This window comes from Rathayibacter sp. AY2B7, from assembly GCF_002931635.1.
Taxonomy (GTDB): Bacteria; Actinomycetota; Actinomycetes; order Actinomycetales; family Microbacteriaceae; genus Rathayibacter.
Map to the genome: position 1 here is coordinate 1 of NZ_PSUC01000015.1, position 12349 is coordinate 12349.

A 12349-nucleotide genomic window follows, 5' to 3' on the forward strand; every position below is an offset into this window, starting at 1 on the left:
TGCGGACCTGCTCGCGGGTCAGGCGGGGAGGACGCGCCGACTCCTCCGCATCGAGGGGGTCGTCGCTCATCAGGCCTCCGGCGCCGGAATGCACGGAGGAAGTCTCCGACATCTGCTGTCCAGCCGAGCGTACCCGGAGGGAGCGCGGAACGTGAGAGGAGATCGGAGACGGGCGCGGCCCGCGCATGCGGCTCGGGTGCCGCGCGGGCCGCGCTGCCTGTCCCCCAGGCGGCCTCCCCATGGGCCGGTCCGACCGTATGCTTCCCGACAGACGTCCGTCAACTGACGCGACATGGTGTCTCCTCGGCGGTGTCCGCTGACCGGTCACGAGGACCGCCTCCGGGACTCCTCCGCCGCCGGGAGCGCCCTCGCCGCGGTCTGCGCTCGAGAGGCGTGCGGAGCGGACAGCTCGCCCGCGACGACGTCCGACACGACGCCGGTGGCGTGCTCGACGAGGTCGATGTTCCGGGTCAACCGCGCGTGATGGCACGGGCTCGCGTCGACGTCGACCACGAGCTTCGCGAAGCGCAGAGCATCGCCGAGCCGCGCGAACGGCGAGAGCTCGGCGACGAGGGACGGCACGTCCGCTGCGGCGAGGTAGGTGTAGCGGCAGGTCGAGACCACGTAGTCGTCGACCCCGGCCGTCGCCGATCCGGTCGCGACCATGATGTCGCCGAGGTCGACCGGGGCGCTGGCCAGGCCGAGCGCCACCGCGGCGGTCACCTGGATGTCACCCACCAGCGCCGTCACGTGCACGCCGGCGGGCCAGGGCGGCAGGGAGCCGAGCTCGGTGGATCCCGTCCGCAGGCCCTTGCCGGCCGCCGAGGCGAGGGCGTCGATCATCGGCACTCCCGTGCACTCACCCGCGTGCTCCGCGTCCTCCGAGACGGCGTCCCCGCAGGAGGCGAGCATCGCCGAGACGCTCAGCCGGCTCTGCGGGTCCAGTCCTGCGATCACCGCGGGGCTGACCTGACCGGAGTCGTCGACCATCCGTCCGAGGCGCTCCGCGACGTCGGATCCCGTGTTCGGGGTGCCGAAGGTGAGGACGGACGAGACCATCGAGGCGACGGCGGTCCCGTCGACCGAGCCGCTCAGCGCCTGGCGGGCGGCGAGCCCTCCCATCGAGTGCGCGACGACGACGGCTCGGTGCCCGGTTGCGGAGACGAGGCAGGCGATCGAGGAGGCGAGCGCGTCGCTGATCCCCGGGTCGGTGACCCAGCGCGCGGCGAGCCGGCGGTAGTCGAAGGTGTAGACCGCGGCGCCGTCGATCTGCTGCAGCCGGCCGAGGAGGGACGGCTCGGGAGCGTCGAGCGGAGCGGTCGCCGACTCCGACGACACCATGTCGACGAGATGGGAGAAGGCCCCTGTGCGGTCGGCGTCGTGCGTCGCTGTGCCCAGCCAGCCGTGCAGCATCACGATGGGGACCAGGGCGGCGGCGGAGCGCGGTCGGACGTCGTCGCCCGTGAGCACGGGCGCCAGCTCCGCGACGCCGCAGGACGAGGGTGCAACCGCCTCGGCCGCCTCCGCCCGCCCCGCGGGCACCACGACGACGCCGACCACCACGAGCAGTGCGGCCAGCACGACGATCACGAGTCTCATCCGCGCGTTTCCTCACGTGCCGCGACCAGGACGGGGAACGGGTACGGGCTCGACCCGACGAGCACGCATCGAGTCAATCACCCCGCTCCTGCGGGGAAGGCCGCTCGTCGCGAACGGGCGGCCCCCCGTGCGGGTGACCGCGGGCCGCGGACGACGAAGGCCCCGCCGGTGTCCCGACGGGGCCTTCGATCGTTCAGCTCACCTGGATCAGCTGTAGTTGCCCGGCTCGTAGCCGTCGCTCGAGAACGAGTCGAAGTCGACGAACGAGAGGTCGGCGTCGCTGAACGCGGCGTCGTCGGCGAAGATCCGGTTGGGGTACCGCTCGGCCTTCGCCTCCTCGGTCGCCTCGACCGACACGTTCCGGTACTTGGGCAGACCGGTTCCCGCCGGGATCAGCTTTCCGATGATCACGTTCTCCTTCAGGCCCATCAGCGGGTCGCGCTTGCCCTCCATGGCCGCCTGCGTCAGGACGCGGGTGGTCTCCTGGAAGGACGCGGCCGACAGCCACGACTCGGTCGCGAGCGAGGCCTTGGTGATGCCCATGACCTCCTGGCGGGCGGACGCGGTCCGCTTGCCCTCGGTCAGAGCCGCACGGTTGACCTCGCTGTAGCGCGAGCGGTCGACGAGCTCGCCCGGCAGCAGCTCCGTGTCGCCGTGGTCGACCACGGTGACCTTGCGGAGCATCTGACGCACGATGACCTCGATGTGCTTGTCGTGGATCGGCACACCCTGCGAGCGGTAGACGCCCTGGACGCCGCCCACCAGGTGCTTCTGGACCTCGCGGACGCCCAGCACGCGCAGGACCTCCTTGGGGTCGACCGTTCCGACGTGCAGCTGCTGCCCGAGCTCGACGTGCTGGCCGTCCTCGATGAGGAGCTGCGAGCGCTTGAGCACCGGGTAGATGACCGCCTCGTCGCCGTTGTCCGGCTGGAGGATGACGCGGCGGGCACGGTCGGTGTCCTCGATGGTGATCCGGCCGGCGGCCTCCGCGATCGGCGACGCGCCCTTGGGGGTGCGGGCCTCGAAGAGCTCCTGCACGCGGGGAAGACCCTGCGTGATGTCGTCGGCCGAGGCCGATCCACCGGTGTGGAAGGTGCGCATCGTGAGCTGCGTGCCGGGCTCGCCGATCGACTGGGCCGCGATGATGCCGACGGCCTCTCCGATGTCGACGAGCTTGCCGGTGGCGAGCGAGCGGCCGTAGCAGGCCGCGCAGACGCCGACGGCGGACTCGCAGGTCAGGACGGAGCGCACCTTGATGTGGCGCACGCCCGCTCCGACCAGCTTCTCGATGAGCACGTCGCCCACGTCCTCGCCGGCCTCGGCTACGAGCTCGCCGGCCTCGTTCGACGCCGGGGTGGCGAGCGAACGGGCGTAGACGGAGTTCTCGACGTTGGAGTCCTTGATCCAGGCGCCGGTGGCGTCCTGGAGCATGATCGGCAGGTCGAGGCCCTTCGAGGTGCCGCAGTCCTCCTCGCGGATGATGACGTCCTGCGAGACGTCGACGAGTCGACGCGTCAGGTAGCCCGAGTCCGCGGTGCGGAGCGCGGTGTCGGCCAGGCCCTTGCGGGCACCGTGCGTGGCGATGAAGTACTCGGCGACCGACAGGCCCTCGCGGTACGAGGAGATGATCGGTCGGGCGATGATCTCGCCCTTCGGGTTGTTCACCAGGCCTCGCATGCCGGCGATGTTGCGCACCTGCAGCCAGTTGCCGCGGGCACCGGAGGTGACCATGCGGTTGATGGTGTTGTCCGTCGGGAAGTTCGCGCGCATGGCCTTGGCGACCTCGTCGGTCGCCTCGGTCCAGATCTTCACGAGCTCCTGGCGGCGCTCGGCCTGAGTGGTCAGACCCTTGTCGTACTCGGACTCGACCTTCGCGGCCTTCTTCTCGTAGCCCGCGATGATCTCGGGCTTCGACGGAGGCGTGAGGATGTCGGACAGCGCCACGGTGACACCCGAGCGGGTGGCCCAGTAGAAGCCGGCGTCCTTGATCCGGTCGAGGGAGGCGGCGACCTCCACCTTCGGGTAGCGCTCTGCGAGGTCGTTGACGATCCCGGAGATGGTCGTCTTGTCGGCGACCTGCTCGAAGTAGGGGTAGTCGACCGGCAGCGCCTCGTTGAAGAGGGCGCGGCCGAGCGTGGTCTCGAGGAGGACCGGCGCGGTGACCTTGCCGTCCTCGTCGATCTCGACGCCCTCGGGTGCCTGACCCTGCGCGAAGTACACGTCCGACATGCGGATCCTGACCTTCGAGTTCAGGTGCAGCGAGCCCTGGTCCTTCGCGAGGATCGCCTCCGAGACGGAGGAGAACGCGCGGCCCTCGCCGGCGGCGCCCTCGCGGATCGTCGTCAGGTGATGGAGGCCGATGATCATGTCCTGCGTGGGCAGGGTGACCGGACGGCCGTCCGAGGGCTTGAGGATGTTGTTCGACGCGAGCATCAGGATGCGCGCCTCGGCCTGGGCCTCGACGGACAGCGGCAGGTGGACGGCCATCTGGTCGCCGTCGAAGTCCGCGTTGAACGCGGCGCAGACGAGCGGGTGCAGCTGGATCGCCTTGCCCTCGACCAGCTGGGGCTCGAAGGCCTGGATGCCGAGACGGTGCAGCGTGGGCGCGCGGTTCAGCAGGACGGGGCGCTCGCGGATGATCTCCTCGAGCACGTCCCACACCTGCGGGCGCGAGCGCTCCACCATGCGCTTGGCGGCCTTGATGTTCTGCGCGTGCGACAGGTCGATCAGGCGCTTGATCACGAACGGCTTGAACAGCTCCAGCGCCATCTGCTTGGGCAGACCGCACTGGTGCAGCTTGAGCTGCGGGCCGACGATGATGACCGAGCGGCCCGAGTAGTCGACGCGCTTGCCCAGCAGGTTCTGGCGGAAGCGACCCTGCTTTCCCTTGAGCATGTCGCTCAGGGACTTCAGGGCGCGGTTGCCGGTTCCGGTGACGGGGCGGCCGCGGCGGCCGTTGTCGAAGAGGGCGTCGACCGCCTCCTGGAGCATGCGCTTCTCGTTGTTCACGATGATCTCGGGGGCACCGAGGTCGAGCAGGCGGCGGAGTCGGTTGTTGCGGTTGATCACGCGACGGTAGAGGTCGTTCAGGTCGCTGGTCGCGAACCGGCCTCCGTCGAGCTGCACCATCGGGCGCAGCTCCGGCGGGATGACCGGGACGACGTCGAGGACCATCGCGGCCGGCGAGTTGCCGGTGGCGAGGAACGAGTTGACGACGCGCAGGCGCTTGATGGCGCGGATCTTCTTCTGACCCTTGCCCTCGGCGATCTGCAGGTGCAGCGTCTCGGCCTCGGCCTGGAGGTCGAACTGCTCGAGGCGCTTCTTGATCGCCTCGGCGCCCATGTAGGCCTCGAAGTAGACGCCGTACCGGTCGACGAGCTCGTTGAAGACCGCGTCCTCGGGCTTGAGGTCGCCGACCTTGAGGGTGCGGAACTGCTCCCACACGCTCTCGAGCCGCGCGATGTCCTCGTCGAAGGACTTGCGGATCTGGCCCATCTCCTTCTCGGCGCCGTCCTTGGTGCGGCGCTTCTGGTCGCTCTTGGCGCCCTCCGCCTCCAGGGCGGCGAGGTCGGTCTCCAGGCGCGCCAGGCGGTCCGCGATGCGGGAGTCGCGCTGGTCCGAGAGGGTCTTGATCTCGAGCCGGAGCTCGTTCTCGAGGCCGGGCATGTCGGCGTGACGGCCGTCGTCGTCCACGTCGATGATCATGTACGCCGCGAAGTAGATGACCTTCTCGAGGTCCTTCGGCGCCATGTCCAGCAGGTATCCGAGGCGCGAGGGGACGCCCTTGAAGTACCAGATGTGGGTGACGGGGGCGGCGAGCTCGATGTGGCCCATCCGCTCGCGGCGGACCGAGGACTTGGTGACCTCGACGCCGCAGCGCTCGCAGACGATGCCTTTGAAGCGGACTCGCTTGTACTTGCCGCAGGAGCACTCCCAGTCGCGAGAGGGTCCGAAGATCTGCTCGCCGAACAGGCCGTCCTTCTCGGGCTTCAGGGTGCGGTAGTTGATGGTCTCGGGCTTCTTCACTTCACCGTGCGACCAGCGACGGATGTCATCGGCCGTTGCGAGGCCGATGCGCAGCTCATCGAAAGTGGTTACGTCGAGCAATGTTTTCTCCTTGTCGGAAAACAGGGTGTCTCGTCAGAGACGGGAGGTCGTCAGATGCTGGCGCGGATCAGATGTCGTCGACGGAGGACGACTCGAACCGGGAGGAGATGTTGATGCCGAGCTCTTCCGCGGCGCGGTAGACCTCGTCATCGGTGTCGCGCAGGCTGACCGCGGTGCCGTCGGCCGAGAGGACCTCGACATTCAGGCACAGGGACTGCATCTCCTTGATGAGGACCTTGAAGGACTCCGGGATGCCGGGCTCCTGGATGTTCTCGCCCTTGACGATGGCCTCGTACACCTTCACGCGGCCGAGGATGTCGTCCGACTTGATGGTGAGGAGCTCCTGGAGGGCGTAGGCGGCGCCGTAGGCCTCGAGGGCCCACACCTCCATCTCGCCGAAGCGCTGTCCGCCGAACTGCGCCTTACCACCGAGCGGCTGCTGGGTGATCATCGAGTACGGGCCCGTCGAGCGCGCGTGGATCTTGTCGTCGACGAGGTGGTGCAGCTTCAGGATGTACATGTAGCCGACCGAGACCGGGTCCGGGAAGGGCTCCCCGGAGCGGCCGTCGAACAGCTGCGTCTTGCCGGACGAGCCGATCAGGCGCTCTCCGTCGCGCGTCGGGGTGGTGGAGTCGAGGAGCCCTGCGAGCTCCTCCTCCGCCGCACCGTCGAAGACGGGGGTCGCGACCTTGGTGCCGGGCGCCGCCTCGCGGGCGTGCTCGGGCAGGCGCGCGGCCCACTCCGGCTGGCCCTCGACCTTCCAGCCCTGCTTCGCGATCCACCCGAGGTGGATCTCGAGGACCTGGCCGAAGTTCATGCGGCCGGGGACGCCGAGCGGGTTGAGGACGATGTCGACCGGGGTGCCGTCGGCGAGGAACGGCATGTCCTCGACCGGCAGGATCTTCGAGATGACGCCCTTGTTGCCGTGGCGGCCGGCGAGCTTGTCGCCCTCGGTGATCTTGCGCTTCTGGGCGATGTAGACGACCACGCGCTGGTTGACGCCCGAGCCGAGCTCGTCGTCGCCGTCCTGCGCGTCGAACACCTTGACGCCGATGATCGTGCCCTGCTCGCCGTGGGGCACCTTCAGCGACGTGTCGCGGACCTCGCGGCTCTTCTCGTTGAAGATCGCGCGGAGCAGGCGCTCCTCGGCCGAGAGCTCGGTCTCGCCCTTGGGCGTGACCTTGCCGACGAGGATGTCGCCGGGGCGGACCTCGGCGCCGATGCGGATGATGCCGCGCTCGTCCAGGTCGGCCAGGAGCTCCGGGCTGACGTTGGGGAGGTCGCGGGTGATCTCCTCCTTGCCGAGCTTGGTGTCGCGGGCGTCGACCTCGTACTCCTCGATGTGGATCGAGGAGAGGACGTCGTCCTTCACCAGGTTCTGGCTGAGGATGATCGCGTCCTCGAAGTTGTGGCCCTCCCACGGCATGAACGCGACGAGCAGGTTCTTGCCCAGCGCGAGCTCGCCGTTCTCGGTGGCGGGGCCGTCGGCGACGACCTCGCCGACCTCGATGCGCTCGCCGGCCGAGACGACCACGCGGTTGTTGTACGAGGTGCCCTGGTTGGAGCGGTCGAACTTGCGGAGGAAGTAGGTCTGCGTGCCGCCCTCGTCCAGCTGGACGGTGACGGAGTCGGCGGAGACCTCCTGGACGACACCGGCCTTGTCGGCGGTGATGACGTCGCCGGCGTCGATGGCCGCGAAGCCCTCCATGCCGGTTCCGACGACGGGCGACTCGCTGCGCAGCAGCGGGACGGCCTGACGCTGCATGTTCGCGCCCATGAGCGCGCGGTTCGCGTCGTCGTGCTCGAGGAACGGGATCAGCGAGGTCGCGACCGAGACCATCTGGCGCGGCGAGACGTCCATGTAGTGGACGCGCTCGGCGTCGACGAGCTCGACCTCTCCGCCCTTGGGGCGGACCAGGACCTTGCCCTCCGCGAAGCGGAATTCCTTCGTGAGGGGGGCGTTCGCCTGGGCGACCAGGTACTCGTCCTCCTCGGACGCGGTGAGGTAGTCGATCTGCGAGGTGACGGTGCCGTCGACGACCTTGCGGTACGGGGTCTCGATGAATCCGAAGGAGTTGATGCGCGCGAAGGACGCGAGCGATCCGATCAGGCCGATGTTCGGGCCTTCCGGGGTCTCGATCGGGCACATGCGGCCGTAGTGCGAGGGGTGCACGTCGCGGACCTCGACGCCGGCGCGCTCACGGGAGAGTCCGCCGGGGCCGAGCGCCGACAGGCGGCGCTTGTGGGTCAGACCCGCGAGCGGGTTGTTCTGGTCCATGAACTGCGACAGCTGGCTGGTTCCGAAGAACTCCTTGATCGCGGCGACGACGGGGCGCACGTTGATCAGGGTCTGCGGGGTGATCGCCTCGATGTCCTGCGTGGTCATGCGCTCGCGGACGACGCGCTCCATGCGGGACAGTCCGGTGCGGACCTGGTTCTGGATCAGCTCGCCGACCGCGCGGATGCGGCGGTTGCCGAAGTGGTCGATGTCGTCGACGTCGAGACGCAGCTCGACCGGCTCGCCGTCGCGCACGCCGGGGAGGGCGGTGCGGCCGTCGTGCAGGGCGACCAGGTACTTGATGGTCGCGATGATGTCCTCGACCGTGAGCACCGAGTCGGACAGCGCCTTGTCGATGCCGAGCTTGCGGTTGATCTTGTAGCGGCCGACCTTCGCGAGGTCGTAGCGCTTGGAGTTGAAGTAGAAGTTGTCCAGCAGCGCGCGGGCGGCCTCGGCGGCGACCTGCTCGCCCGGACGGAGCTTGCGGTAGATGTCGCGGAGGGCGTCCTCCTTGGTGAGGATGTTGTCCTTCTCGAGGGTCAGCTCGATCGACTCGTAGCCGGCGAACTGCTCGAGGATCTCCTCGCTCGTCAGGCCGAGGGCCTTGAGGAACACGGTGACCGACTGCTTGCGCTTGCGGTCGATGCGCACGCCGACCTGGTCGCGCTTGTCGATCTCGAACTCGAGCCAGGCGCCGCGGCTCGGGATCACGCGGGCAGAGTAGATGTCCTTGTCGGACGTCTTCTCCTGCTGGCGCTCGAAGTAGACGCCGGGGCTGCGCACGAGCTGGGACACGACGACACGCTCGGTGCCGTTGATGATGAACGTGCCCTTCTCGGTCATCAGCGGGAAGTCGCCCATGAAGACCGTCTGGGTCTTGATCTCACCCGTGAGGTGGTTCATGAACTCGGCCTCGACGTACAGCGGAGCGGCGTAGGTCTTGCCGCGCTCCTTGCACTCCTCGATCGTGTACTTCTCGGGCTCGAGGTACGGGTTCGTGAAGCTCAGCTGCATCGTCTCGCTGAGGTCCTCGATCGGGGAGATCTCCTCGAAGATCTCGTCGAGGCCGGAGTTGGCGGGGAGGTCCTCCCGGCCGGCGGCCTTCGCCTCGGCGACGCGGGTCTTCCACGCCTCCGAGCCGACGAGCCAGTCGAAGCTCTCGGTCTGCAGCGCGAGCAGATCCGGAACGGTCAGGGTGTCGCTGATCTTGGCGAACGAGAGACGCGAAGCTCCGCGTCCGTTCTTGGGTGAGGTGGTGGTCGCGGTGGACGCAGCAGCCAAGGAAGGAACCTCCGTAGACCCTCGCGGGTCTCAATCTGTGGGATGTGTGGAGTGGGCTCCCGCCGGACGGGCCGCCACCCCTGCCCGCACGCCGTGCGGACCGAGGCGACTCGGTCTTGGGGGCGGGGCTAGAGTGTGGCAACGGCATCCACCATCTGATGCCGGGTTCCGGTGACCTGCCGACCGCGATATGAGGGCATGGGTACTCGGGAGCGCAAAGTACGAATATAGCCGCATCGCGCCACGCCGCGCAAGTGCGGATGCTTGCGCCGCCCCGCGGGGTCCGGTATACGAGGCCACGGCCTCCCGGATCGATCCGACCGGGCCGGGCGCGGAGCCCCGCCGTCCCGCCGCCGCGGCAGACTGGTCGGATGCAGGAACGCACCGGCCGCCGACGCGGAGACGACTCCGAGCACCCCCGCGCCGTGCTCGCCAGCGGGTACACCGCGCGGATCGAGCCCGACCGCCACTCGCCCGACGCGGCGACCCTGGTCGTCGACGGCACTCCGCAGTCGCACGTCGACCTCGCGGATCCGACGCACCTCTCGTTCGAGTACGTCCGCCGGATCGGCCACGCGATCGACCTCGTCGCCCCCGAGGGCGACAGCGTCACGGCGCTCCACCTGGGCGCCGGAGCGCTGACCCTCCCCCGCTACGTCGCCGCGACCCGGCCGGGCTCGCGCCAGCAGGTCGTCGAGATCGAGGGCGCTCTGGTCGAGCTGGTGCGCGAGGCGCTCCCGCTCCCCCGCGGGGCGCAGATCCGCATCCGCCAGGGCGACGCCCGCGAGGTGCTCGGCAAGCTGCCGCCCGGGCTGCGGGGCACGGTCGACGTGGTCGTCGTCGACATCTTCTCGGGCGCGCGCACTCCCGCGCACGTGACCAGCGCCGAGTTCTACGGGGCGATCGCGCCGCTGCTCGCCCCCGGCGGCCTGGTCGCGGTGAACGTGGCCGACGGCGGCGCGCTCGCCTTCGCCCGCGCCCAGGCCGCGACGCTCGCCTCCGTCTTCGCGCACACCGCGATCATGACCGACACCCAGATGCTCAAGGCCAAGCGCTTCGGGAACGTGGTGATGCTCGCCTCCGCCGATCCGCTGCCGCTCGACGGCCTGCCGCGGCGCCTCGCCTCCGATCCCGCGCCCTCCAAGCTGGTGCAGGGGCGGGAGCTCGAGAACTTCATCGCCGGCGCCCTCGTCGTCACGGACGAGACCGCCACCCCGTCGCCGCTGCCGGCGCGGAGCGTCTTCCAGGTGCGACGGGGCTGACCCGGGCCGCGCGTCGGGGCGCCGTCCGGGGACCCGCCGGTACACTCGACGCCGGGGTCAGCGACCCCGACCGTCCTCTCGTCCGCCGCGCGCGACGATCCGGATCCGCACTCCACGAGGAAGCATCGCCCTGAGCATCATCATCCGCCACGACCCCGCGACCCTCCACGAGGAGATCGACGTCGACGCCGCCCAGGAGCGCCTGGAGGAGATCGGCGCGCTGCGCAGCCTCGCCGCGCTCACCGAGAAGGCGGAGCTGCTGCGCCTGCTCGGGCGCGTCGACGAGGCGTGGGACCTCGCGAACGAGGCCGTCCGACGCACCCGCTTCTCCGGCGACCGCGCCGAGCTGCTCACCGCCCGCGTCCGCCGCGCCCGCCTCATGCAGCTGCGGGGCCGCACCGACGAGGCCCTCTCGGAGCTCGCGCTCTGCGTCGAGGAGGCGCGCACGCACGAGTGGCACCTCGAGCACTCCTTCGCGCTCAAGCACCGCGGCCTCACCTTCTTCGAGCTGGGCGAGTACGGCCGGGCGATGCGCGACTTCGACGCCGCGACCGCCCTCGGCGAGCGCGTCGGGGTCCCCGAGGAGGAGCTGGAGGTCGCACGCCTGGGCTACGCCGCCGCCTCCGAGTTCCAGGACGGGACCGACCGCGAGGCCCGCACCGACGGCACCGCCCGCGGCCGCCGCCGCGCCGACGGCGACGAGTCCTAGGCAGCGCCACCGGTGGCCGACCTCGAGGACGTGGCCCGCTGGGCCGACGCGCTGATCGAGGAGCACCTCGACCCCTCCTGGTCCTTCGCGCTCGACCACGCGCGCACCCGCGGCGGCGCCTGCCACTGGACGCGCCGCCGGATCACGGTCTCGCGCCACCTCGCCGCACGCTGGAGCGACGAGGAGGTCCGGCAGACCCTCCTGCACGAGGTCGCGCACGCCCTCGCGGGGCCCGACGCCGGGCACGGACCGCCGTGGCGGCGGATCGCGGCGCGGCTCGGCTACACGGGATCGCGCACCCACAGCAACCCGACCGCGGACGAGCTCGCGCCGTGGGTCGGCACCTGCCCGGGCGGACACCTCTTCTACCGCCATCGCCGGCCCACCCGGCCCCTGGCCTGCGGCCGCTGCGCGCGCCGGTTCGAGCCCGCGAACGCGATCCAGTGGCGGCGCCGACCGGTCCCGGCGCCGTGACCCCGGACGAGGCCTCTCACGGCGGCCGGACGCCGGTCACCGGGCAGTGGCTCCCCGAGGCCGACGGCCGGCGCTGGTGGTTCGACTCCGGAAGCTTCGCGCTCGACTTCGCCACGACCGGAGCACTGCCTCCGGGAGCGGCCGAGCACCTCGACTCCGATGCCGCCCTGGCCGCCTGGCTCGCCGAGCGCTTCGAGGCGGTCGGCCCCGAGAGCAGGGACGCGCGCCTGGACGACGCGCTGATGCTCCGGGGCGCGATCGCCCGGCTGGCCGTCGCGGCCGAGGTCGGCACCGCGCTCGACCCGCGCGACGTCGACGTGGTCAACCTGGTCGCGGCGATGCCCGACATCCCGCCGGTGCTGGGCGGAGGGTCGCGGCAGGCAGGACGGCTCCACGCGGCGGGCAGGCAGGCGCTCGCGTCCATCGCCCGCGAGGCCGTGGCGCTGCTGGGCCCGGCCGTGGCCGGACGGCTGCGGCGCTGCGCGGATCCGGAGTGCCGGATGCTCTACCTCGACACGTCCCGAGCCGGGTCGCGCCGCTGGTGCTCGATGCAGCGCTGCGGGAACCGGTCGAAGGTCCGGGCCTACCGCGCGCGCGCCGCCTCCCCGCGCGGCTGACGCACCGCCGCGGCACCGGGAG

General features: G+C 70.5%; 7 protein-coding genes. 4 read left to right on the plus strand and 3 right to left on the minus strand.

Going from position 1 to position 12349, the window contains the following annotated elements; all coding sequences use genetic code 11:
• Positions 1 to 324: 324 nt before the first annotated feature.
• The 3 genes from C5C27_RS04705 to rpoB all read right to left on the minus strand — a co-directional run bounded on the left by C5C27_RS04705 (position 325) and on the right by rpoB (position 9265).
• Positions 325 to 1599 (minus strand): triacylglycerol lipase, encoded by a 1275-nt coding sequence (locus C5C27_RS04705; RefSeq protein ID WP_104313755.1) that lies wholly within the window; start codon positions 1597 to 1599, stop codon positions 325 to 327.
• A 207-nt stretch (positions 1600 to 1806) separates the two neighbouring features.
• Positions 1807 to 5706, minus strand: coding sequence for a DNA-directed RNA polymerase subunit beta' (locus C5C27_RS04710; protein ID WP_104313756.1), 3900 nt, complete (start codon positions 5704 to 5706; stop codon positions 1807 to 1809).
• 67 nt (positions 5707 to 5773) lie between these two features.
• A complete protein-coding gene (gene rpoB, locus C5C27_RS04715) occupies positions 5774 to 9265 on the minus strand; it encodes a DNA-directed RNA polymerase subunit beta (RefSeq protein ID WP_104313757.1) in 3492 nt (1163 codons plus the stop codon).
• Positions 9266 to 9636: 371 nt separating this feature from the next.
• Here rpoB and C5C27_RS04720 point away from each other — a divergent pair, with 371 nt between their 5' ends.
• The 4 genes from C5C27_RS04720 (at position 9637) to C5C27_RS04735 (ending at position 12327) form a co-directional block, all read left to right on the plus strand.
• Positions 9637 to 10527, plus strand: a complete 891-nt coding sequence (locus C5C27_RS04720) for a spermidine synthase (RefSeq protein ID WP_104313758.1) — start codon at positions 9637 to 9639, stop codon at positions 10525 to 10527.
• 379 nt (positions 10528 to 10906) lie between these two features.
• Positions 10907 to 11236, plus strand: a complete 330-nt coding sequence (locus C5C27_RS17935) for a hypothetical protein (RefSeq protein ID WP_181027192.1) — start codon at positions 10907 to 10909, stop codon at positions 11234 to 11236.
• Positions 11237 to 11248: 12 nt separating this feature from the next.
• Positions 11249 to 11710, plus strand: coding sequence for a SprT-like domain-containing protein (locus tag C5C27_RS04730; protein ID WP_104233929.1), 462 nt, complete (start codon positions 11249 to 11251; stop codon positions 11708 to 11710).
• Positions 11680 to 12327: a CGNR zinc finger domain-containing protein gene (locus C5C27_RS04735; RefSeq protein WP_258066502.1), complete on the plus strand. Its 648-nt coding sequence runs from the start codon at positions 11680 to 11682 to the stop codon at positions 12325 to 12327. The genes C5C27_RS04730 and C5C27_RS04735 overlap by 31 nt, the downstream gene beginning before the upstream one ends.
• Positions 12328 to 12349 lie beyond the last annotated feature (22 nt).